At 65.2% G+C, this 22,712-nt stretch carries 24 protein-coding genes; 8 read left to right on the top strand and 16 right to left on the bottom strand.

The window, feature by feature from the left end; translation table 11 throughout:
• Window positions 1-35 precede the first annotated feature (35 nt).
• Together der and QJT78_RS15500 are read left to right on the top strand one after the other, a co-directional pair.
• Window positions 36-1,418, top strand: a complete 1,383-nt coding sequence (gene der / locus QJT78_RS15505; RefSeq protein ID WP_028149735.1) for a ribosome biogenesis GTPase Der — start codon at window positions 36-38, stop codon at window positions 1,416-1,418.
• On the top strand, window positions 1,415-2,671 hold the full coding sequence (locus QJT78_RS15500; protein ID WP_038942923.1) for a tetracycline resistance MFS efflux pump: 1,257 nt from the start codon (window positions 1,415-1,417) through the stop codon (window positions 2,669-2,671). Before der ends, QJT78_RS15500 begins: the two co-directional genes overlap by 4 nt.
• 110 nt (window positions 2,672-2,781) lie before the next feature.
• Here QJT78_RS15500 and QJT78_RS15495 read toward each other — a convergent pair whose 3' ends face one another.
• The 7 genes from QJT78_RS15495 to radA all read right to left on the bottom strand — a co-directional run bounded on the left by QJT78_RS15495 (window position 2,782) and on the right by radA (window position 10,154).
• Window positions 2,782-4,008, bottom strand: coding sequence for an ABC transporter substrate-binding protein (locus QJT78_RS15495; RefSeq protein ID WP_038942924.1), 1,227 nt, complete (start codon window positions 4,006-4,008; stop codon window positions 2,782-2,784).
• Window positions 4,009-4,175: 167 nt separating this feature from the next.
• Entirely contained in the window at window positions 4,176-5,339 is a 1,164-nt protein-coding gene (locus QJT78_RS15490) for a hypothetical protein (RefSeq protein ID WP_028149732.1), read from the bottom strand.
• 78 nt (window positions 5,340-5,417) lie between these two features.
• Window positions 5,418-6,158 (bottom strand): SDR family NAD(P)-dependent oxidoreductase, encoded by a 741-nt coding sequence (locus QJT78_RS15485; RefSeq protein ID WP_028149731.1) that lies wholly within the window; start codon window positions 6,156-6,158, stop codon window positions 5,418-5,420.
• Between the two features lie 70 nt (window positions 6,159-6,228).
• Window positions 6,229-6,360, bottom strand: coding sequence for a hypothetical protein (locus QJT78_RS15480; protein WP_264653533.1), 132 nt, complete (start codon window positions 6,358-6,360; stop codon window positions 6,229-6,231).
• A 15-nt stretch (window positions 6,361-6,375) separates the two neighbouring features.
• Window positions 6,376-7,881 carry an amidophosphoribosyltransferase gene (gene purF, locus QJT78_RS15475; protein ID WP_281460262.1) on the bottom strand — a complete coding sequence of 502 codons (1,506 nt, stop codon included), beginning with the start codon at window positions 7,879-7,881 and terminating at the stop codon, window positions 6,376-6,378.
• Between the two features lie 28 nt (window positions 7,882-7,909).
• Window positions 7,910-8,539, bottom strand: coding sequence for a CvpA family protein (locus tag QJT78_RS15470; RefSeq protein ID WP_011086837.1), 630 nt, complete (start codon window positions 8,537-8,539; stop codon window positions 7,910-7,912).
• 166 nt (window positions 8,540-8,705) lie between these two features.
• Entirely contained in the window at window positions 8,706-10,154 is a 1,449-nt protein-coding gene (radA, locus tag QJT78_RS15465) for a DNA repair protein RadA (RefSeq protein ID WP_028149730.1), read from the bottom strand.
• A 202-nt stretch (window positions 10,155-10,356) separates the two neighbouring features.
• Here radA and QJT78_RS15460 point away from each other — a divergent pair, with 202 nt between their 5' ends.
• Both QJT78_RS15460 and QJT78_RS15455 read left to right on the top strand, forming a co-directional pair.
• Window positions 10,357-11,514, top strand: a complete 1,158-nt coding sequence (locus QJT78_RS15460) for an ABC transporter substrate-binding protein (protein ID WP_240537562.1) — start codon at window positions 10,357-10,359, stop codon at window positions 11,512-11,514.
• Window positions 11,514-13,592 carry an EAL domain-containing protein gene (locus tag QJT78_RS15455; RefSeq protein ID WP_038942926.1) on the top strand — a complete coding sequence of 693 codons (2,079 nt, stop codon included), beginning with the start codon at window positions 11,514-11,516 and terminating at the stop codon, window positions 13,590-13,592. The genes QJT78_RS15460 and QJT78_RS15455 overlap by 1 nt, the downstream gene beginning before the upstream one ends.
• Window positions 13,593-13,598: 6 nt before the next feature.
• Here QJT78_RS15455 and QJT78_RS15450 read toward each other — a convergent pair whose 3' ends face one another.
• From QJT78_RS15450 to QJT78_RS15415, 8 genes are all read right to left on the bottom strand, one after another.
• Complete coding sequence (locus QJT78_RS15450; RefSeq protein ID WP_028149727.1) at window positions 13,599-14,324, bottom strand: sulfite exporter TauE/SafE family protein; 726 nt, start codon at window positions 14,322-14,324, stop codon at window positions 13,599-13,601.
• Window positions 14,325-14,428: 104 nt separating this feature from the next.
• Complete coding sequence (gene rpiB, locus QJT78_RS15445) at window positions 14,429-14,875, bottom strand: ribose 5-phosphate isomerase B (RefSeq protein WP_028149726.1); 447 nt, start codon at window positions 14,873-14,875, stop codon at window positions 14,429-14,431.
• 67 nt (window positions 14,876-14,942) lie between these two features.
• The gene (locus tag QJT78_RS15440; RefSeq protein ID WP_028149725.1) at window positions 14,943-15,737 is read right to left on the bottom strand and encodes a transporter substrate-binding domain-containing protein; all 795 of its coding nucleotides are present in this window, start codon (window positions 15,735-15,737) and stop codon (window positions 14,943-14,945) included.
• Window positions 15,738-15,756: 19 nt separating this feature from the next.
• A complete protein-coding gene (locus QJT78_RS15435; protein WP_028149724.1) occupies window positions 15,757-16,515 on the bottom strand; it encodes an amino acid ABC transporter ATP-binding protein in 759 nt (252 codons plus the stop codon).
• A gap of 1 nt (window position 16,516) precedes the next feature.
• Window positions 16,517-17,185 (bottom strand): amino acid ABC transporter permease, encoded by a 669-nt coding sequence (locus tag QJT78_RS15430; protein ID WP_038942927.1) that lies wholly within the window; start codon window positions 17,183-17,185, stop codon window positions 16,517-16,519.
• A 7-nt stretch (window positions 17,186-17,192) separates the two neighbouring features.
• Window positions 17,193-17,876 (bottom strand): amino acid ABC transporter permease, encoded by a 684-nt coding sequence (locus QJT78_RS15425; protein WP_028149723.1) that lies wholly within the window; start codon window positions 17,874-17,876, stop codon window positions 17,193-17,195.
• Window positions 17,877-17,886: 10 nt separating this feature from the next.
• On the bottom strand, window positions 17,887-18,840 hold the full coding sequence (locus QJT78_RS15420) for an NAD(P)-dependent oxidoreductase (RefSeq protein WP_335337537.1): 954 nt from the start codon (window positions 18,838-18,840) through the stop codon (window positions 17,887-17,889).
• A complete protein-coding gene (locus QJT78_RS15415) occupies window positions 18,840-19,580 on the bottom strand; it encodes a FadR/GntR family transcriptional regulator (RefSeq protein ID WP_038942928.1) in 741 nt (246 codons plus the stop codon). The genes QJT78_RS15420 and QJT78_RS15415 overlap by 1 nt, the downstream gene beginning before the upstream one ends.
• Window positions 19,581-19,760: 180 nt before the next feature.
• On the opposite strand from QJT78_RS15415, the gene QJT78_RS15410 reads away from it, so the two are divergent.
• The 3 genes from QJT78_RS15410 to QJT78_RS15400 all read left to right on the top strand — a co-directional run bounded on the left by QJT78_RS15410 (window position 19,761) and on the right by QJT78_RS15400 (window position 21,438).
• Entirely contained in the window at window positions 19,761-20,078 is a 318-nt protein-coding gene (locus QJT78_RS15410; RefSeq protein WP_028149721.1) for a hypothetical protein, read from the top strand.
• Window positions 20,079-20,155: 77 nt separating this feature from the next.
• Window positions 20,156-20,524, top strand: coding sequence for a GFA family protein (locus tag QJT78_RS15405; protein WP_028149720.1), 369 nt, complete (start codon window positions 20,156-20,158; stop codon window positions 20,522-20,524).
• Window positions 20,525-20,622: 98 nt separating this feature from the next.
• Complete coding sequence (locus QJT78_RS15400) at window positions 20,623-21,438, top strand: hypothetical protein (protein WP_038942929.1); 816 nt, start codon at window positions 20,623-20,625, stop codon at window positions 21,436-21,438.
• 142 nt (window positions 21,439-21,580) lie between these two features.
• On the opposite strand, the gene QJT78_RS15395 is transcribed toward QJT78_RS15400, so the two are convergent.
• Window positions 21,581-22,357 (bottom strand): exodeoxyribonuclease III, encoded by a 777-nt coding sequence (locus tag QJT78_RS15395; protein ID WP_028149718.1) that lies wholly within the window; start codon window positions 22,355-22,357, stop codon window positions 21,581-21,583.
• 40 nt (window positions 22,358-22,397) lie between these two features.
• On the opposite strand from QJT78_RS15395, the gene QJT78_RS15390 reads away from it, so the two are divergent.
• Window positions 22,398-22,616, top strand: coding sequence for a cysteine rich repeat-containing protein (locus QJT78_RS15390; RefSeq protein WP_014495816.1), 219 nt, complete (start codon window positions 22,398-22,400; stop codon window positions 22,614-22,616).
• The last annotated feature ends 96 nt before the right edge of the window (window positions 22,617-22,712 follow it).

Raw genomic sequence — 22,712 nt, 5'->3', positions numbered from 1 at the left:
TTGACAGGCGCGGCCTTCGCAGCGCACGAATGACGATGTCCTTCACGATTGCTATTATCGGCCGGCCCAATGTCGGCAAATCGACGCTGTTCAACCGCCTGGTTGGGCAGAAGCTGGCGCTCGTCGATGACCTGCCGGGCGTCACCCGCGACCGCCGCGAAGGCGAGGCCAGGCTCGGCGATCTCGAATTCACCATCATCGATACCGCCGGCCTCGACGAGGGCGCCAAGGGCTCGCTGACCGCGCGCATGCAGGAGCAGACCGAGGCCGCGATCGCACAGGCTGACGCGCTGTTCTTCGTCATCGATGCCCGCATCGGCCTGACGCCCACCGACCGCGCCTTCGCCGATTTCGCCCGCAAGGCCGACAAGCCGGTGCTGCTGGTCGCCAACAAGAGCGAAGGCAAGCATGGCGATGCCGGCGCGATGGAGGCCTTTGCGCTCGGCCTCGGCGATCCTATCCAGATCTCGGCCGAGCATGGCGAGGGCATGGGCGAGTTGTATGACGCCCTCCGCGAGTTGATGCCGGAGCCTGTCGACGAAGATGAAGCCGAGGACGACGAGCCGCTGACCGAGGAGGAGGCCGCGACGCGTCCGATCCGCGTCGCCATCGTCGGCCGGCCCAATGCCGGCAAGTCGACGCTGATCAATCATCTGCTCGGCGAGGAGCGCCTGCTGACAAGCCCGGAGGCCGGCACCACGCGCGATTCCATCGCGGTCGAGATCAACTGGAAGGGCCGCGATTTTCGCGTGTTCGATACCGCCGGCCTGCGCCGTCGCTCGCGCATCGAGGAAAAGCTGGAGAAGCTCTCGGTCGCCGACGCGTTGCGCGCGGTGCGCTTTGCCGAAGTCGTCGTGATGATGATGGACACGCAGAACCGCTTCGAGGAGCAGGACCTGCGCATCGCCGATCTGATCGAGCGCGAGGGCCGCGCGGTCGTGCTCGCCGTCAACAAATGGGATTTGATGGAGACCAAGGGCGGCGGCGCCATCTCGGGCCTGCGCCGGGATGCCGACCATTGGCTGCCGCAGATCAAGGGCGTGCCGATCGTTGCCGTATCAGGTCTGATGGGCGAGGGTATCGATCGGCTGATGCAGGCGATCCAGGACGCCTACGCCGTCTGGAACAGGCGCGTGCCGACCTCCGCGCTCAATCGCTGGTTCGAGCAGGCCGTGCAGGCCAATCCGCCGCCGGCGGTGTCCGGCCGACGGCTCAAATTGAATTACATCACGCAGAACAAGGCGCGTCCGCCGAGCTTCGTGCTGTTCTGCTCGCGCGCGGACGCGGTGCCGCAGTCCTATTTGCGCTACCTGACCAATTCCATGCGCGAGACCTTTGAGCTGCCGGGTACGCCGGTGCGCATCACCTTGCGCGAAAAGGCCAACCCCTTCGCCCACAAGCGCAAGCGACCGTCGTGAGCAACGATGCCGGCGAGGCGACGGCGCGAAGCGCTGCGCCGGTCCGGCGTGGTGCCGTCGCCTTCATCTTCGTCACCATCCTGCTCGACATGCTCGCGCTCGGCGTAATCATGCCGATCCTGCCGAAGCTGATCGAGAGCTTCGTCGACAACGACACCGCACATGCGGCCCGCATCTTCGGCCTGTTCGGCACCGCCTGGGCGCTGATGCAGTTCGTGTTCTCGCCGGTGCTCGGCGCGCTGTCGGATCGCTTCGGACGGCGGCCGGTGGTGCTGCTGTCGAATTTCGGGCTCGCCGCCGACTATGTGCTGATGGCGCTCGCGCCGTCGCTGCTCTGGTTGTTCATCGGCCGCGTGATCTCGGGCATCACCTCGGCGAGCATTTCCACCGCCTTTGCCTATATCGCCGATATCACGCCGCCGGAGCGGCGCGCGGCCGTCTTCGGCAGGATTGGAGCTGCCTTCGGCGCCGGCTTCATCCTGGGCCCGGCGCTCGGCGGCCTGCTCGGCGATATCGATCCGCGGCTGCCGTTCTGGGCGTCGGCGGCTTTGAGCTTTGCCAATGCGCTCTATGGGCTCTTCGTCCTGCCGGAATCGCTGGCGCCGGAGCGGCGCGCGCCGTTCCGCTGGACCAGCGCCAATCCGGTCGGAGCGCTGCACTTGCTGCGGTCCAACGCGGCGCTGGCCGCGTTATCCATCGTCAACTTCATCGCACAGGTCGCGCATGTCGTGCTGCCCTCGACCTTCGTGCTTTATGCGACCTATCGCTACGGCTGGGATTCCAAGACCGTGGGTCTGACGCTCGCGATGGTCGGCATCTGCGCCATGGTGGTGCAGGGGCTCGCCATCGGCCCGATCGTGCGCGTGCTCGGTGAGCGGAATGCGCTGGTGCTCGGTCTGTGCTGTGGTGCGCTTGGCTTCGTGATCTTCGGCGCGGCGCCGACCGGCCCGCTGTTCTGGATCGGCATTCCCGTGATGTCGCTGTGGGGCATCTCGGGGGCCGCCATGCAATCGCTGATGACGCGACTGGTCGCGCCCGATCAGCAGGGCCAGTTGCAGGGCGCGACCGCGAGCGTGCAGAGCGTCTCGCAGCTCGTCGGGCCGTTCCTGTTCACGCTGACGTTTTCCTATTTCATCGGCGCCAGCGCGCCGTGGCATCTGCCCGGCGCGCCATTTCTGCTTGCGGCAGGCTTGATGGTGGTATGTGTCGCGATGGCGATGCGGACGCTGGTGACTACGAAGACGGTTTCGTAGGGTGGGCGAAGCGAAGCGAAGCGTGCCCACCGGTACCTCGTCAACTCGCGGAGAGAAGGTGGGCACGGCGCTTACGCGCCTTTGCCCACCCTACGGCAGCGTCGACTGTCTTACTTCTTCACCAGCGGGCACTCGCTGTCCTTGAGCGGCTTGGCCGCGTCTTCCGCCGCGATCGTGGCGATCTGCTTGTAGTAGTCCCACGGGCCCTTCGACTCCTCGGGCTTCTTCACCTCGAACAGATAGGCCGGGATGAGACGGCGTCCGTCCTGGCGCAGCGGGCCATTGCCGAACAGCGGATCGTCGGTCGGCAGCTCCTTCATCTTGGCGACGACCTTGGCGCCGTCATGCGGGTTGCCGCCGAGCGCTTCCATCGCCTTGAGATAGTGCAGCACCATCGCGTAGTTGCCGGCCTGGGTCATCGACGGCATCGCGTTCTTGCTGGCCAGGGCGGCGAAGCGCTTCGACCAGGCCCGGGTCTGCTCGTTCATGTCCCAGTAGAAGGACTCGGTGAAGGTCAGGCCGTGCGCGGTCTTTAGGCCCAGCGAATGCACGTCGTTGATGAACAGCAGCAGTGCCGCGAGCTTCTGACCGCCCGATACGATGCCGAATTCGGCCGCCTGCTTGATCGAGTTCGTGGTGTCGCCGCCGGCATTGGCGAGGCCGACCACCTTGGCCTTGGACGATTGGGCCTGCAGCAGGAAGGACGAGAAGTCCGAGCTGTTGATCGGATGCTTGACGCTGCCCAGCACCTTGCCGCCGTTCGCCGTCACGACGGCCGTGGTGTCGCGTTCCAGCGCGTGGCCGAAGGCATAATCCGCAGTGAGAAAGAACCAGGTGTCGCCGCCGGCCTTGGTCAGCGCCTTGCCGGTGCCGTTGGCGAGCATGTAGGTGTCGTAAGTGTAGGAGATCGTGTTCGGCGTGCAGGCCTTGCCGGTCAAGTCGGCAGAGGCGGCGCCGGAATTCAGCAGCACCGCATTCTTTTCCTTGACGAGGTTGCTGACCGCAAGCGCGACGCCGGAGTTCGGCGTATCGGCGATCGCATCGACCTTCTCGTTGTCGATCCACTGCCGCGCGAGATTGACGCCGACGTCCGGCTTGTTCTGGTGATCGCCGCTCAGCACGTCGATCTTCCAGCCCTTCTTGAGCAGGCCGGAATCCTCGACGGCCATCTTGATCGCGACCACGGAGTTCGGGCCGCCGATGTCGGCATAAAGGCTCGACATGTCATTCAACACGCCGATCTTGACGGTCTTGTCCTGCGCGTAGGCGGATGTTGCAAAACCGAAGGTGGCACAGGCCAGAAGGGCCGCATAGCGGCGCGCGAGCGTCGTCGTCATAAAAGGTTTCCTCCAATGTCAAATATGCGGACGGCTCTCTTGCGGAGCCTTGTTCCGGCTGATCGCTCTACCGTGTCCCACGGCCGGCGGCAATGCGCCTAAAGCCGGATGACGCTGCGGCGTAGCGTCATCCGTCGGTTAACCTTTGGGCAAAGTGTGTTGAGACGCTATTTGAGCGCGTCCGACGTCAGCTTGAATTTCTGGATGCGCTTTCCGGTGTCGACCTCGGCGGTATAGACGTTACCCTTGGCGTCGACCGCCATCGCATGCACCCAGTGGAATTGCCCGGCATTGCGGCCGTTGTGCCCGAAGCTGCCGACCACGCTGCCGTCGTCGCGCTTGATCACCCTGATCTCGTTGTTCTCGCCGTCGGCGCTGAGCAAATAGGTCTGCTTCGGATCGGGCCAGATCGCGACGTCCCACACCGCGCCGTTGCCAAGGGTGTTCTTCTCGAAGAAGAACTCCTTCACGAAGGTGCCGTCCTTCCTGAACACCTGGATGCGGTTGTTGATGCGGTCGCAGACGTAGACGAGACCATCATTGGCGAGCTTCACGCAGTGGACGGGATTTCCGAATTGCTGGGAGACGGGCGCCTTGGGATCATACGCCGCCTGCTTGTTGTCATCGGGCTTGTTGCCATAGGCGCCCCAGTGCCGCTTGTAAGCGAGCGTCGTCGCATCGAACACGATGACGCGGCGGTTGCCGTAGCCGTCGGCGACGTAGATTTCGTTTGCCTCCTTGTCGATCGCGGTTTCGGCAGGCTTGCCGAGCTGCGTGGTGTCGTTGCTGCCGAGGCTCGGCGCGATCTTGCCGATCTGGGCGACGAACTTGCCGTCGAGCGTGAACTTCAAGATGGCGTTGTCGTTGTCGGCGTTGCCGCCGACCCAGACGAAGCCGCGCTCGTCGACCTCGATGCCGTGCTCGCGGCCGACCCATTCATAGCCTTCGCCCGGACCGCCCCACGACCGCAGCAGATTGCCGTCGGCGTCGAATTCGAGCACGGGAGGCGCCGACACGCAGCATTTCGAGCGCGGCGGATTGAGGCTCGCGCCTTTCTCGTCATCGGTGAGCGAGCGCGGGCGATGGATCACCCAGATATGGCCCTGCCAGTCGACGGTGATGCCGCCGACCTGGCCGAGGATCCAGTTGTTCGGCAGCTGTTTTGGCCAGGAGGCATCGACCGCGAAGGTCGGGACGTCGCCCGCCGTCGCCGTGCCTGGAAGCACAAACGCGATGGCTGCGATCAGGATGGAGAAGGCGTGAGAGACCCGTACGAGCGCACGGCCGAGCCTTGTACGAACAAGCCCTGCGCGATCATGCCACGGCGCCATGGCAACCTCCCTTTTTTGGCTTGCGGCTTGCCGCCGCTTGAGCGCGGGCAGTCAATCGCGGGGAGGCGCGCGAGTCAATCAGGCCGGCGAGCGGAAGCTCATCAGCGTGCGGGTCTTGTAGTCGTAGAACTTGCCGGTCTCGGTCCAATCAGGCCCGCACATCGGCACGATGAATTCGGCGACCTGCTCGGGTGTGTCGAGCGTCGCCGGATCCTCGCCCGGCATCAACGTGGCGCGCATCCGGGTGCGGATCGGGCCCGGGTTGAACAGGTTGACACGGAGCGGCGTGTTCGCGGTTTCCTGCGCCCAGGCGCGGGCCAGCGTTTCCAGCGCGGCCTTGGAGGCGGCGTAGGGGCTGACATAGGCGGTGGCCTTGTTGGCGGCGCCCGAGGTGATGAACACGGCGCGGCCGGCATCGGACTGCCGCAGCAGCGGTTCCATGCAGCGGATCAGCTGGAAGTTCGCGGAGACGTTGACCGACATCACGTCGGTGAAGGCTTTCAGTTCGATGTGGCCGACCGGCGAGGAGGGGCCGAGCACGCCGGCATTGCCGACGAGGATGTCGAGCTTGCCGTAGCGTTCGTGCAGGCCGGCGCCGAGCCGCGCGATGCCGTCGGAATCGGTGAGATTGAGCGGCACCAGCGTGGCGCTGCCGCCGTCCTTCCGGATCTCGTCATCGAGCTCTTCCAGCCCGCCCTGCGTGCGCGCCGTCGCAACGATATGCGCGCCCGCCTTGGCCAGCGCCCTGGCCGTGGCGAAGCCGATGCCGCGCGAGGCGCCGGTGACGAGAGCGATGCGGTTGGCGAGGCGATTTGTCATGGCGGGGTTTTACAGGCGTGGATGGCCGGGACAAGCCCGGAATTTCTGCCCTCGAGCGCCCGCCGCAGCCCTATTGGATATTGGTACTATTGTTCGGGCCGTTCCCCGAGCCGTCAGGCGGCACCTTCATGCCCTGCCTGAAGGTGAAGACGATGAAGCCGACCAAAAGCCCTCCGCAGAGAATGGCGATGATCGGCTGCATCGTCGCGGCCCCGCCTCAGCTTGCCTCCGCCAGCAGCGACAATTGCCGTGGCTGCTGTTCGGTCTGGGTCTGGTCGGTGAGGTGGGTCGGATACGCCCCGGTGAAGCAATGATCCGAGAATTTCGGATTGGCAGGGTCGCAGCCGGGCTCGCCCATGGCGCGATACATGCCGTCGATCGACAGGAAGGCGAGCGAGTCGGCGCCGATGATCTCGCGCATCTCCTCCAGCGAATGCGTCGCGGCCAGGAGGCCGCCGCGATCCGGCAGGTCGATGCCGTAATAATCGGGATAGAGGATCGGCGGCGAGGCGAGGCGGAAATGCACTTCCTTGGCGCCCGCATCGCGCATCATGCGCACGATCTTCTTCGAGGTGGTGCCGCGCACCAGCGAGTCGTCGATCAGGATGATGCGCTTGCCTTCGATCGCGGCGCGGTTGGCCGAATGCTTCATCCGCACGCCGGACTCGCGGATCGCCTGCGTCGGCTGGATGAAGGTGCGGCCGACATAGTGGTTGCGGATGATGCCGAGCTCGAACGGCACGCCGGAATGCTGGCTGTAGCCGACCGCGGCGGGCACGCCGGAATCCGGCACCGGGACGACGACGTCGATCGGCACATGGCTCTCGCGCGCGAGCTGCGCACCAAAGGCCTTGCGCACTTCGTAGACCGAGCGGCCGTGAACGATGGAGTCCGGACGGGAGAAATAGATGTATTCGAAGATGCAGGGGCGCGGCGCCATCGGCGGGAACGGCTTGTGGATGTCCTGGCCGTTCTCGTCGAACACGATGACTTCGCCGGGCTCGATGTCGCGAATGAAGCGCGCGCCGATGATGTCGAGCGCGCAGGTCTCCGAGGTCAGGATCGGGCAACCGTCGAGCTCGCCGAGCACCAGCGGGCGGATGCCGCGTGGATCGCGCGCGCCGACCAGCTTCTTGTTGGTCAGCGAAACCAACGCATAGGCGCCCTCGATCTCGCGCAGGGCGTCGATGTAGCGCTCGATGAAGCGGCTGCGCCTGGAGCGCGCGACGAGATGCAGGATCACCTCGGTGTCGGTGGTCGACTGCATCATCGCGCCGTTCTTCACGAGCTCGCGGCGCAGCGTCAGGCCGTTGGTGAGGTTGCCGTTGTGGGCGACCGCAAGGCCGCCGGCATTGAGCTCGGCGAACAGCGGCTGCACGTTGCGAAGGATGGTGGCGCCGGTGGTGGAGTAGCGGACATGGCCGACGGCCATGTTGCCGGGCAGGCGGTCGATCACCTCGCGGCGGGAGAAGGTGTCGCCGACGAGGCCGAGGCGGCGTTCCGAGTGAAAGCGGCTGCCGTCGTAGGAGACGATGCCGGCGGCCTCCTGGCCGCGATGCTGGAGGGCGTGGAGACCGAGCGCGGTGATGGCGGCGGCGTCAGGGTGGCCATAGATGCCGAAGACGCCGCATTCCTCGCGGAGCGTGTCGCCCTCCAGGTCGTCCTGAAGCTCTAGCGCGGCTGGGCCGAGATCACGTTGGGCGTCCTGGTCAGGGTGTCGCATCTCGTCCGCGCCTCTCTTTAGGGCCTAATCAACGCGCCGCAGGTTTCTCGATCAGCTTCTTGAGGCTGTCACGAGCAGGTTTACTGTATCCGTCGCCACTGCCCGAAGGCTGCTGCTCGGAATCAGCTTGATCATCATCTGGTTTGTTTTTCTTGAATCTCTTCAAGATGGTGTTCTCGGGGTCGTCAGGCAAGAGGGCCATCAGCCAATCGCCGGTTCCCTGGAGCACCACCCGGGACTTTGCCCCCGTGACCCAGTCCGGGCGCTGCTTGTCCGGCACCAGCCAGGTGAAGAACAGGAACGCGACCACGACGATCAAAAGGCCGCGAGCGAGGCCAAACAGGAAGCCAAGGGTGCGATCCAGCGCGCCGATGCGCGAATCCAGGATCATGTCGGAGATCCGGACCGTGATCACGGAGACCACGACCAGGGTGCCCACGAACACGCCGGCGACCACGACGACGCTCGCGACCGTGTCGTTGTTGAAATAGGTCTTTGCGGTCGGCAGCAGCTTCGAGAACGAGTACAGCGTCACGATCGCCGCGGCGCCCCAGGCCGCGATCGACAGGATTTCACGCATGAAGCCGCGGACCATCGCGAGCAGGCCCGAGATCAGCATCACACCGAGCAGGATCAGGTCGAGGAGTGTTACTGGCATCGGCTGGTCGGGTCCGCTCGTACTTCAAAGGTGCTCAGCGAATCGGTGTTTGGCCGTGGCCCTAAGTGAGGGCCAGACGGCGTTCCCGGCAAGGCCGCAACCACGCAATCCCATGCTGCTTTTGTGACGGCTGTATAGCGGTGGGGGCGGAGGACGTCACCTCCGCCTAACCCTCTCCACGGCGGAATCTTGCCGGTGTGGCATTTTTCTCCGCCGGCGGGTTCGAGTCGCCGCGGCGGGAGCCCCGGGCCGCGATCTCGGCCACCAGCGTTGTCAGGCTGTTGATCGCGTTCAGGGACAGTCCGGCGTCGCCGCCAGCATCGCCGCCCCGGGCCGATTCGGGCAGCACGGCGCGCTTGAAGCCGAGCTTGACCGCTTCCTTGAGCCGGGCCGGGGTCTGCGCCACCGGGCGGATGACGCCGGAGAGCGAAATCTCGCCGAAATAGACGGCATCGGTGGGTAACTGCGCATTAACCAGGGATGAAACCAGTGCGGCCGCGGCGGCCATATCGGCCGCGGGCTCGTGGATGCGCAGGCCGCCCGCGACGTTCAGATAAACGTCGTGGCCGGACAGCTTGACCCCGCAATGGGCCTCCAGCACCGCCAGCACCATGGAGAGCCTGCTCTGATCCCAGCCGACCACGGCCCGGCGCGGGGTGCCGAGCGAGGTGGGGGCGACCAAGGCCTGCAATTCGACCAGAACGGGCCTCGTGCCCTCGATGCCCGCGAAGACTGCGGTGCCCGGCGTGCCCAGATCGCGCTCGGACAGGAACAGCTCGGATGGATTGGTGACCTCGCGCAGGCCAAGGCCGGTCATCTCGAACACGCCGATCTCGTCGGTCGGGCCGAAGCGGTTCTTCACGGCGCGCAGGATGCGGAATTGCTGCGAGCCTTCGCCCTCGAACGACAGCACCGCATCGACCATGTGCTCGACCACGCGGGGGCCGGCGATCTGGCCGTCCTTGGTGACATGGCCGACCAGGATGATGGCAGCACCGGTCTTCTTGGCGAAGCGGATCAGCGCCTGCGCCGAGGCGCGCACCTGGGTGACCGTGCCGGGCGCGGATTCCACCGTGTCGGTCCACATGGTCTGGATCGAGTCGATCACGATCAGCCGCGGCACCGCGCCTTCCGACAGCGTCGAGACAATATCCTCGACAGAGGTCTCGGCCGCGAGCTGCACCGGTGCGTCCGACAGGCCGAGCCGCTCGGCGCGCAGGCGCACCTGGGCGACCGCCTCTTCGCCGGAGATGTAGACGATGCGGTGGCCGGCGCGCGCCATCATGCTGGTGGCCTGCGTCAGCAGCGTCGACTTGCCGATGCCGGGATCGCCGCCGACCAGTAGCACCGAGCCGCGGACGAAGCCGCCGCCGGTGACGCGGTCGAGCTCGGTCATGCCCGAGGACAGGCGCGGTGCGTCCGGGCTTTTGCCGGCGAGGCTCTCTAGCGCGAATGTGCGCCCCTTGCGCTTGGAGCGGATCGAGACCGGTACGCTGCCGGTCGTGTCCTCCTCGGCAAGTGTGTTCCACTCGCCGCAGGACTCGCACTTGCCCTGCCAGCGGTTATAGGCCGCGCCGCAGTTCTGGCAGACGAAGGAAAGCGTGTTCTTGGCCATGGGGACAGCGAGTCGGAGGTTCCAGATTTGCTGATAGCACGGAATCACATGTGGAGACGGTGATCGCCAGCACCCCAATTAGCCCAATTCACCGCAGCCGATACACCCTTTGTTAGCTCTACGCCGCCGCGCCGTTCCGGACTTTGCCAAATGTTAGCGGACGCGGGTCCAGTTTCGAAACCGATACGGGATGGCGAAACGAATGACGGTAGTCTTGCGGATAATGCTCGCCGTGGGCATGGCCTGCGGCCTTCTTCTGCCGGTTGGCGGCGCCGTTGCGGCCGACGCCGGGCGTCTCAACATCGTTTTCGTCAACCCCGGCAAGACCGGCGAGGTCTACTGGGACATGGTTGCGCAGACCATGCAGGCCGCGGGCCGCAAGCTCGACGCGCATGTCGAGGTGCTGACCAGCGAGCGGAACTACCGCACCATGCAGGAGCTTGGCTTCGGCGTGGTGGCACGCGCCGACAAGCCGGACTTCCTCGTCCTGTCGAACGAGGAATCCGCTGCCGTTCCCATCCTGGAGGCGGCCGAGGCCGCCGGGGTCAAGACGCTGCTGCTCTCGAACACGCTGATCGGCGACGACGCGGCGCGCCTCGGACCGCCCCGGCAAAAGCTCAAGACCTGGCTCGGCGACATCACGACCGATCTCCAGACCGCGGGCGCGAGGATGGCCAATGCCTTGATCAACGCGGCGCGCGCCGAGAAATGGCAGAGCCCGGACGGCAAGATCCACATTCTCGGCATCGGCGGCGACGAGATCACGCCGGCCTCGATCGCCCGCAACGCCGGTCTCAAGCTCGCGGTGGACGCCGCGCCCGACGTGGTGGTGGACCGGATGCTGTTCGCCAACTGGACCCAGTCGGAGGCAGAGCAGGTCACCAGGAATTATCTGGGCTGGGCCGCGCGCAAGGAGATCCGGCCCGCCGGCATCTGGGCCGGAAACGATCCGATGGCGCTCGGCGCGCTTCGGGCGGGGGTCGCTGCCGGCCTCACGCCCGGTCGAAACATCCAGCTGGTCGGCCTCAACTGGTCGGAGGACGCCCTGCGCGAGATCAAGGCGGGCCGTCTGCTCATGACCGATGGCGGACATTTCCTGCTCGGCGGCTGGTCGATCGTCCTCCTGCGCGACTACGCCGACGGCTGCGACTTCGCGACCGCATCGCCCCGCGTCGAGGCCAGGACGTCTGCGATCACGCGCGACAATCTCGCATCGGTCGGAGACCTCATCAAGACGCGCGCCTTTGATCGGATCGATTTCGCGCGCTTCAGGGCGAGGGCAGGGCGCTGCGGCCAGTACGATTTCTCCATCGATGCGCTCATCTCTTCGCTGACGCTTCCGGAAGGCGCTGCTGACTGATGCGAAACGGCGACGACATGACCAATCCGGATCGCAGGCAGCAGGCGACGGCGCCGTCGCGCTCGCGCTCGGTGGTCCGCGCGATGATCTGGGCCACCGTGCCGGTGCTGCTGGTTGTGCAGCTGCTCGCCTCCGCCGGCGTCGAGGCATCGAGCTTCTGGTCGCAGATCAGGCAGCTCGACGCGCGCATTGCCCGCACGGCTGAGAGCCGCGCCGAACTGATCGCCGAGCCGCTCTGGAAGATGCGCTACGATCAGGTCACGAGCGTCCTCAACGAGATCATGCACGACGAGACCATTGCCGCGGCGGCCGTTTATGACGACACCGGCGTCGCGATCGCGCGGGTGGTGGCGCGGCCGGCGGACCAGGCGGTATCGGAAGTCTCGCGTCCGATCCGCTACAGCAACGGCAACATCGCCGTGCAGGCCGGTCGTATCGCGATCGCCTATTCCTATGCGACGGTCTACGCGGACACGGGCAGCCGGCTGATGTTGCTGCTGGTGGTCGGCCTGCTCGCAACATTTGCCACCCTGATCGCGATGCGGATCTCGGCCAACATCTTCATCGGCAAGCCGCTCACCGCGATCATGTCGGCGATCCAGCGCAGCAAGCAGGACGGGCGCGCCTATCCGGCCGACATCAAATCGACGAACGAATTCGGCCAGCTCGCGCGTGCTTTCAACGCCATGCAGCACACGACGTCGGGCGCGCTCGACCGGCTCGGGCACATGGCCGCGCACGATCCGCTCACGGGCCTGCCCAACCGCCGCTCGCTGTCCGAGCATCTGGTGACCCTGAGCGGCGACGCCGGCTCGCCGGATTCGCTGATCGCCTTCTGCTTCATCGATCTCGACGACTTCAAGGGCATCAACGACACCTTCGGCCACGATGCCGGAGACAAGTTCCTGGTGCACATCTCCGAACGCCTTCGCGATGCGGTCGAGCCGCAGGATTGGGTCGCCCGGCTCGGCGGCGACGAATTCGTCGTCATCCGCCCCGAGGTCAGCAATGAAGCGACCGCCCAGGCGTTCGCGCGCCAGCTGCTCGATGCGATTTCCGAGCCGATCCGGCTGCACGACAAGCAGGTCGTGCCGCGTGCCAGCATCGGCCTTGCCGTGCGCCGCGCCGGCGATCCCGAGCTGTCGCATTTGCCGGCGCTCGCCGACATCGCGCTCTACCATGCCAAGAGCAAGGCGCCCGGCACGGTCGCCGTGCTCGACGAAGCGCTTCAGCGCGACTATCGCCGCCGCCGGGATCTCGAGCTCGCCATCCCCGCAGGCTTCGCCGAGGGGCAGTTCGAGGTCTGGTATCAAAGCCAGGTCGACCTCGAGAGCCAGGCCGTTGTCGGCCTCGAGGCGCTGATCCGCTGGCGCCATCCCGAACTTGGCTTGATCGGTCCCGGCGAATTCCTGCCGCTGATCGAGCGCAGCGGCAACAATGCACGGCTGACGCGCTACGTGCTGACCGATGCCTGTCGCGCGCTGCAGCGACTGGCGTCCGCCGGCAGGCCGCAGATCCGGATCGCGATCAATCTGCCGCCGTCCGAGCTTGCCGACCATTCGCTCGCCGCCGAGCTGCGCGCGACATGCGCGCGCTTCAACGTTGCGGCATCATTGCTGGAGCTCGAGATCACCGAGGGCTCGCTGATCAACAACATCGCCAGCGCCTCCGAGACGCTGCACCGCCTGCGGCGCCTGGGCGCAACCATCGCGCTCGACGATTTCGGCACCGGTTACAGCTCGCTCGCGCATCTCCGGCGGTTCCCGCTCGACAAGGTCAAGATCGACAAGGCCTTCATCAGCGAGATCCCTGACAGCGCGGAAGACAAGGCGATCGTCGGCGGCATCGCCTCGCTCGCCGGCACACTGGGGCTGACGCTCGTCGCGGAAGGCATCGAGCGGCCCGAGCAGGCCGACGCCATGCGCGAGATGGGCGTGATGCTCGGGCAGGGGTATCACTACCATCGGCCGCAGCCGCTCGACGCCGTGCTGCAATGGCTCGAAGAGCAGGCGGTGCCCACTGAGACGAGCCGCGTCCTCGCCGACGGCCCGTCGATCGCGCCCGAATTCGCCGCCTGAGCGCGATTACGGCTGCGTTGCGTTCCAGAGCATGGAGAGCCCGGCCGCGATCATGATCGCGTCCATCACTAGGCGGAACATCTCCGGCTTGAGATGCAGCACGAAGCGTTTCGCGATGAAGGCGCCCGACATCAGCGAGGAGCCCGCAATCAGGCCCTTGATGAAGACATCCTGCGTCAACGCGCCGAAACGTTCGAAGGTCACGGACTTCGCGAAGTAGAGGCCGAGCGAGGAGGCCGCCTCGGTTGCGAGGAACGCACCCTTGGACAGGCCGTAGAACAGGAACAGCGGCACGCTGAGCGGGCCGGTCGAGACCACGATGCCGGTGAGATAACCGATGACGGCCCCGCCGATCGCGAGGTGCCAGAGATTGGCCTTGAGATCGTGCCGCGCCAGCCAGTGCCGCACCGGCACCATCGCGATCAGGAAGATGCCGATGGCGAGATCGACGGCGTGCGAGGGGAGCGCGAGCAGCGTGCGCGCGCCCAGCGCGGCGGCCGGAATGCCCGTCACCGAATAGGCCGCGCAGGCCCGCCAGTCGACCTCGCGCCACCAGGCCAGGATCCGGGAGAAATTCGCCATCACGGAGGCGACCGCCATGATCGGCACGGCTTCCTTCGGCCCATAGGCATAGACCAGCACCGGCATCAGCATGATCGACGACCCCGTGCCGACGATGCCTGAGACGGTGCCGGCGATGAGGCCGACGGTGAGGACGAAGAGAAAGGCCAAGGTGCTCTCCACGAATCGGGAGAGTTTAGCCGTGGCCGGCGATGCGGGCGATCCATTCCAGGCGAGGGAACCGATCGCTCACCGCATGCGATCCGGGCCGGCCGTCAGCCTTGCTCGTCCATGATGCGGAGCTTCTCGACGCGGCGGCGAAAATCCTCGTCCGTCGAGAATTCGGCGGAGAGGTAGGACGAGACCAGATCCACGGCGAGCCAGGCGCCGACGATCTGCGCGCCGATGCACATGACGTTGACGTCGTCATGCTCGACGCTCTGATGGGCGGAATGAACGTCGTGGCAGACCGCGGCGCGGATGCCCTTCATCTTGTTGGCCGCGATCGAGGCGCCGACGCCGGTGCCGCACACCATGATGCCGCGTGCGGCTTCGCCTGACGTCACCTTCTGCGCAACGGCCCGCGCGATGTCGGGGAAATCCACCGGCTTGTCGTCATGGGAGCCGACATCGACGACGTCGTGGCCGAGGCTGCGGATGTGGTCGATAACGGTCTGCTTGAGCGGCCAGCCGGCGTGGTCGGATCCGATGACGAGACGCATGTGATGTCCTTCTTGATTTTGCATGGGTCGTGACAGCCGTGTGCGGCTGTCACGATTGTTCCTGGTCTTAGCTGCGCATGTCGGGCGGCAGCTCGACCCCGTGGAATTTCTTGTAGATCGCGTTGAGCTTGCCGTTCTTGACGTTCTCGGTGATCCAGGCGTTGAGCTTGTCCATCAGGCGCTGCTCGCCCTTCTTCAGGCCGATCGCGAGGTCGAAGGTCGCCAGCGGAATCCGGGACTCGAACACACGCGACGGGTTCTTCACCCCGATCTGGTTGATGATCGTCGCCGACGAGGCGACGCAGTCGACCTGGCCGGAGACGGCCGCCGTCACCATCGTGGCGTCGTCGTCGTAGCGCGAGATCTTGAGGTCCTTGTCCTTCATGTTGGACAGGGTGGTGTCCTGCGTGGTGCCGCGGGAGACGCCGATCGACTTGTCCTTCAGGTCGGGCCAGTCCTTGACGGTCGAGGATTTGAGGCAGCCGACATCGGATTGCAGCGTCGCATAGCGCTTGGTGAAGTCGATGACCTTGGCGCGATCGGGCGTTACCGACAGGGTCGAGATGATGATGTCGGCCTTGCCGGTCAGGACGTTGGGAATGCGCGTCGCGCCGGTGGTCTGGATGAATTCGAGCTCGAGCCCCCAATCCTTGGCGAGCAGTTGCGCCACTTCGACGTCGGAGCCGGTCGGCTTCATGCTGCTGTCCATCATGCCCGAGGGCGGAATGGCGACGTCCGTCGAAATGCGGATCTTCTTGGCCTGGGTGATGTCGTCGAGCAGGTCGGCCGACGCCGGCGTGGCTGATATCATGACGAGGCCGAACAGCGCGGCGGCGGTCCCCAGCAGTGTCTTGTTTGTCATCCTTGGTTCTCCTCTCCTGTTATGATTTTAAGTTTCCAGTGCCCACGAATTGCGTGAGTTCGGGCGTCGCCGGCGACGTCAGGATCGAGGCGGGGCCGGTCTCGTGGACCTTGCCGCGATGCATGAAGACGATCCGGTCGGCGATGCCTTTGGCAAAACCCATCTCGTGGGTGACCATCACCATCGTCATGCCGTCCGCGGCCAACTGCTCGATCACCTTCAGCACCTCGCCGGTAAGCTCGGGATCGAGCGCGGAGGTGACCTCGTCGAACAGCATCACTTTCGGCTGCATCGCGAGCGAGCGGGCGATCGCCGCGCGCTGCTGCTGTCCGCCCGAGAGCTGCTCGGGATAGGCGTGTAGCTTCTCCTCGAGCCCGACCTGCGCGAGCACTTTTCGGGCGAGATCCCTGGCTTGCGAGGTGGCCATGCCCTTCACGGCGCAGGGGGCAAGCGTGATGTTCTGTTCGATGGTGAGATGTGGAAACAGATTGTAGCTCTGGAACACGATGCCGACGTCCTGGCGCAGCGCGCGCAGATCGACATCGGGACGATCGACGCGATGCCCGCACACGACGATCTCGCCGCCGTCGACCTTCTCGAAGCGGTCGATGCAGCGCAGCGCCGTGCTCTTGCCGGAGCCGGAGCGGCCGATCAGTGCCAGCACCTCGCCGCGTTCGACGGCAAAGGAGACGCCATCGAGCACCCGGAGCGGGCCAAAGCTCTTCTGTACATCGCGGAGCGACACGATCGGTTCGGAGGAGGAGGGGTTTTGCTGCATGTCAGGCTGGTGCGAGGTTGGACCTGCCACGCCCCATCCGCCGTTCCAGCTTCTGGCTGAACAGGGACAGGGGATAGCACATGGCGAAATAGACGACGGCGATGATGGCGTAGATGGCGAACGGCTCGAACAGCGAGTTGTTGACGATCTGGCCCGACCGCATCAGCTCGACGAAGCCGACCACCGAGGCGAGCGAGGTGTTCTTGATGATCTGCACCATGAAGCCGACGGTCGGCGGCGTCGCGATGCGGATCGCCTGCGGCAGGATCACCTTCATCATGCGCTGGGTCCGGCTCAGCGCGAGGCCTTCGGCGGCCTCCCATTGCGGCTTCGGCACCGACTGGATGCAGCCGCGCCAGATCTCGCCGAGATAGGCCGAGACATAGAGTGTGAGCGAGGCGCCGGCGGCCGCTAACGGCGAGACCTTGAGGCCGATCGCGGCGAGGCCGAAATAGCCGAGGAACAGGATGACGAGCAGCGGCGTGCCCTGGATCAGCTGGACATAGACGCCGCTGGCGATCCGCACCGATTTGAGCGGCGAGATGCGTGCGAGCGCGATCACGAAGCCGACGACGCCGCCGCCGATCAGCGCGATCACGGACAGGCCAATCGTCCACAGCGCGCCCTGGCCGAGGAACATCAGATGATTGATGTTGAGATGTCCGCCCATGGTCATCTCACAACGGCGTGCCGAGCCGGCGCCGGCGCGGAAACAGCATGAGGCCGAGGCCCCAGAAGCCCGCGCGCATCACCAGTGACAGGATGACGTAGAGCACGGCGACGATGATGTAGGTCTCGAAGGCGCGATAGGTGTCCGACTGGATGTAGTTGGCGACGGCGGTGAGTTCCTCCGCCGAGATCTGCGAGCAGACCGAGGAGGCCAGCATCAACAGCACGAACTGGCTGGTCAGTGCCGGATAGACCTTCTCGATCGCCGGCAGCAGGATGATGTGCCAGTAGATCTGCAGTCGCGACAGCGCGAGCCCCTCGGCGGCCTCGATCTGTCCGCGCGGGATCGCTTCGAAACCGGCGCGCATGATCTCGGCGGTGTAGGCGCCGACATTGATCGTCAACGCGGCCACGGCCACCGTGAAGGCGGAGAATTTCAGCCCCAGGCTGGCGAGGCCGAAATAGACCAGGAAGATCTGGACCAGCAGCGGCGTGTTGCGGATGGTCTCGACATAGACTTTGCAGGCGCCCGCGATCAGCGGGCTTCGGGAGCCGCGGCCGACGGCTGCGAGCGTGCCGAACAGGGCGCCGAGCACCGTCGCGAAGGCTGCCAACTCCAGCGTCAGCGCCGCGCCGGCCAGAAAACTTGGCCAACGCTCCAGCACCGCGGGAAAGTCGAGTTGGAGGCTCATCGTATCGGCTTCAGCCCGTCACCTGGTTGGTCATGCGGTCATAGACGCGGAACAGCGCCTGGTTGCCGTTGCTGCCTTCGCCATGCGCGCGTGCGTCCACGTACTGGCTGGTGACGAGCGCGGTTCCGGGCAACGGCACGCTCAGCGCCTGTGCGTGCTCTTGCACCAGGCGGAGGTCCTTGAGCTGGAGATCGATCCGGAAGCCGGCGGAGACGTCGCCCGCGATCATTGCGGGGCCGAGCTTGTCGAGCATCCAGGAGGCGGCGGAGCCGCCGAGCAGAACGCGACGCAGCAGATTGAGATCGATGCCAGACGCGCGCCCGAGCGCGAGCGCCTCGCAGATCGCCTGGATGTTGATACCGCAGATCAGCTGATTGCAGAGCTTGACGGTTTGCCCCGCGCCGGACGCGCCGACATGCGTGATGGTCGTGCCCATTGCACGGAAGAACGGTTCTGCCTGCGCAAAGGCAGCCGCATCGCCGCCGGCCATGATCGAGAGCGCAGCGTTCTTGGCGCCCACCGGCCCGCCGGAGACCGGCGCGTCGATGAAGCTGACGCCGACCTTTTGCAGGTCGGCATGGATGCTGCGGACGGCGACCGGCGAGATCGTGCTCATGTCGACGATGAGCTTGCCGGGCGGGGGAGACTTCAGGAGGCCGTTCTCGCCGTAGATAGTCGCTTCGACATGGGGCGTGTCGGGCAGCATGGTGATGACGATGTCGGCGCCTTGCGCTGCGTCGGCGGGGCTGTTGGCGCCGGCTGCGCCTTCCTTGACGCTGTCGGCCAAGGCGGCTTCGTTCAGATCGAAGACGCGAACCGCATGCCCGGCCACCAGGAGGTTGCGCACCATCTCGCGGCCCATCGTGCCGATGCCGATGAAGCCGACATTGCCCTTGTCGTTCCGTCCCATGTCAGTCGTCCGTTTCTTGGTTGATTGGTTTCTTGCTTGTTGGCCTGCCGCGATCAGCCTGAGGCGCTGGTCTTGTCGATGTCGCCGACGACCGCGCGCCTGCGGTATTCGTCGCCAATGGCAAAATGCTTGCGCAGCGTCGCATCCGCTCGCTCGGGGTCGCGCGCGATGATCGCGTCGAAGATGCGCCGGTGGTCGTCGATCAAATACGTCTTCATCGACGGGAAGGCCTGCACCAGCTCGCGGCGGCTGCGATGCGAATGCGTCAGCAGTCCCGCCAGCGAACCGTGCAAGACCGTCAGCGTTTCCGAATGCGATGCCACGACGATGGCGCGATGGAATTCGAAGTCGGCCATGCCGCCGGCATCCGCCTCGTCGATCGTCTCTCCGATCTTCGCGAGCGCACGCTGCAGGCGTTCGAAATCGGCGATGTTGGCGCGCTCGCAGGCGAGGCGGATCGCCTGACACTCGATCGCGACGCGCGCCTGCATGACGTCATCGAGCATGTCCGCCTGCTGGGCGAGCGCGAAGGTGAAGAAGTCGTTCAGCACCGAGACGTCCGGCTGCGTCACCACGGTGCCGATGCGGTCGCGGATTTCGACGATGCCGAGCACGGTGAGGGCGCGCAGCGCCTCACGGACGATCGGCCGGCTGACGCCAAGGAGGGTTGCCAGCTCGCGCTCGGAAATCAGGCGGTCGCCGGGCTTGAGCGAGCCCGCAAGCAGGCGTTCGCGCAGGAAGGCGAACACCTTCTCGAACCCTTTTTCGCCCTCAGTGGCTCGCTTCACTTCCATCCCGGTCTCTTTTTGGTCTGATCTTGGTCAGACCAGTAGGCTAACCAGAGCGTCGGCGTCAAGAGCCTTGGTTAATTGCGGGTGTCGCAGGCGCGGCCAATCCAATCAGTTCCCCGGCCGGATCCTTCAAATTTGAAGCGTATTGATCGGAGCGTTCACTCAAAGAACTTGAGGTCCGCGATGCCCGATCACCATTCTTTCTCTGCCCTCGACCGCCATGCGGCGCTCAGCGGATCCGATAACGGCTTTCCCTGGTATGCGGGCGCGATGCTCGCGGTCGAAGCGAGCGAGGTGGTGCGGCTGCGCTGCGAGAAGCTCAGCCATGGCGACGAGGGCGCCCGGCAGGAGGCCGCGCTGATGGTCAGCGAGAAGATCGTCGCGGCTTTCGAAGCGGCCGCGAGCCTGCTTGCGGGAGCAACCCCGGCGGCGATCGTCCAGCGCTATCGCGAGCACGTGGCCGCGAACGCGAGGCGGCTGTCCGCGAATGAGGCTCCGTGACGGAGTTGCGCTGCTGACAGCATGTTGGCAGCAGGGGCAGGCTACGACCATCTCCTGACAAAACGGAGAGCGGGTCCATGCCGATCGAGGCAAGCTGTCATTGCGGTGAGACGGTGTTCGAGGTGACGGAGGTGCCGGCGAGCGTGACGCGCTGCACCTGCTCACTCTGCGCCAAGCGGGGCGCGTTGTGGGCCTATTACACGCCGGCACAATTTCGCCTGCTGTCGCCGCCGGAGAATGTCGCGACCTATCTCTGGGGCAGTCGCACAGTCAAACATCATTTCTGCGCGAGCTGCGGCTGCGGCACCTATTCGGAGTCGCCTGACTGGTCGACCGGCAAGGCCGATTTCGACAATCCCAAGGTTGCCGTGAACGCGCGCCTGTTCGACGATTTCGATCTCGATGCCGTGCCGGTGAACATGATCGACGGCAGGAATTTATGGTGAGCATGCAGGGCTCGCGCATGTCCGCTGCGCGTCTGTGACTTGAGGCGATTTTGAAAAGCTGATTTGGTCCGGCCCCAGAGAAAAAGGGGAGGAAGCCATTGATGCGTCTTTTTGCGCGAGTGATGCTCGCAATGTGTCTGGCCGTTGCAGCCGGCTTCAATGCGCAGGCGCAGACCAAACCGAAGGTCACGACATCGGGCCCTGACTTCCCCAAGGCTGCGCTGTTCGTCGGCAACAGCTTCTTCTACTACAACAACGGCATGCCCGGGCATCTCTCCTTCATGGAGCGGGCTGCGGATGCCGAGAACAAGGCGGCGTACCGCAACACCATGGCCACGATCGGCGGCTCCGGCCTCGATTGGCACGACATGGACAATCTGCTGCGGCCGGGCGGCATCGGCGCCTATTCCTTCGACGATCAGAACAACGTCGTCTTCAACAAGCCGGGCAGGCAGTTCGATGCCGTCGTCATGATGGATTGCAGCCAGTGCCCGATCCACCCGCAATTGAAGGATGCGTTCGCGACCTTCGCCAAGAAGGACAGCGAGATCGTCCGGGCCCACGGCATGCGGCCCGTGTTTTTTATGTCCTGGGCCTATGCCGACAAGCCGGAGATGACCGAGGCTCTCGCCGAGGCCTATACGACCGCGGGCAATGCCAATGATGCGCTGGTGATCCCCGCAGGCCTCGCCTTCGCGCGCGTGCGCAAGCTCCAGCCGGAACTCAATCTGTATGCGCCGGACAAGCGTCACCCGAGTCCGGCGGGCACGTATCTGGCAACCTGCGTGACGCTCGCCGCGCTGACCGGGCGCTCGCCGGTCGGCAATTCCTACACGATGGGCTTGGATGCGGAGACGACTCAACTGCTGCAAAAGGCGGCGTGGGATACGGTGCAGGAATATTACGGGCGTTGATCTGGCGCGATCTTGTAGGGTGTGCAAAGCGACTTGTCCGCCGTAGCTCGAAGAGCGAAGGCGGAAGCGTGCCCACCACCTTGCTCGCGATAGAAGATGGTGGGCACGGCGCAAGAGCGCCTTTGCCCACCCTACGGCACCGTCAACGCTCCTTCAGCACCACCCACGCCGGCGCGTGATCGCTCGCACCATCTTCGCCGCGCACCTTCTTGTCGACGCCGGCCTTGGCCAGCCGCGAGACGAGGGCGGGGCTGAGCAGCAGATGATCAAGCCGCAGGCCTGCATCGCGCGGCCAGCGGTTTCGCTTGTAGTCCCAGAACGTGTAGATGCGTTTCTCCGGATACAGCTCGCGGATCGCATCGCACCAGCCTTGATCGACCAGTGATGCAAAAGCCGCGCGGCTCTTCGGCTGAATCAGCGCATCCTTGTCCCATGACCGCGTCGGATAGATGTCGATCTCATCAGGCGCGACGTTGTAGTCGCCGGCGAGCACCACGGGCAGATCCTGCTTGATGAAGGTCTTGGCGTGGCGCTTGAGGCGCGCGAACCAGTCGAGCTTGAAGTCGAATTTCGGCCCCGGCTGCGGATTGCCGTTTGGCAGGTAAATGCTGGTGACGATGATTCCGCGCACGGCGGCCTCGATGTAGCGGGCTTCGCGATCATCAGGCTTTCCCGGCAGGCGATCGCGCGTGAGAATGGGCTCGGCGTTGCGGGCGAGTATGGCGACGCCGTTCCACGTCTTCTGTCCACACCATACCGCGCCGTAGCCGGCCTTTTCGATGGCCGCCGCCGGAAATTCGCCATCACTTGCCTTCAATTCCTGAAGCGCGACGACATCGGGCTTCGCCGCGCGCATCCATGCCAGCAAATTGGGCAGGCGGCGGTTGATGTTGTTGATGTTGAATGTCGCGATCTTCATGTAGAGCTATCGGCTCCTGCCTTCCGTCACCGGAGATACAATGTCCAAGTTGAGCTTTGCTGCTTTCGTCGTCGTTGTCGCGATCTCCGGAGCGGCTTCGGCACAATCGTCCGATCCACGCGGCGCGTGCAAGGCGGACTATGACAAATTCTGCGCCGGCATCGCGCCCGGTGGTGGCAAGATCATCGCCTGCCTCAACGCCAAGCGCGATCAGCTCAGCGCGACGTGCAAGGCGGCGCTGGACAGCCGGAAGAAGTAAGGCGCCCACCTCGTGTCCCGGACGCGGCGCAGCGTGAAACGCTGCTGCGCAGAGCCGGGACCGAACGGTTCACTGTTGAGAGATGGGCCCCGGCTC

It is taken from the genome of Bradyrhizobium sp. Mp27 (assembly GCF_029953005.1).
GTDB classification, from domain to species: Bacteria; Pseudomonadota; Alphaproteobacteria; order Rhizobiales; family Xanthobacteraceae; genus Bradyrhizobium; species Bradyrhizobium barranii.
This window is presented reverse-complemented; position numbering and strand designations above follow the sequence as displayed.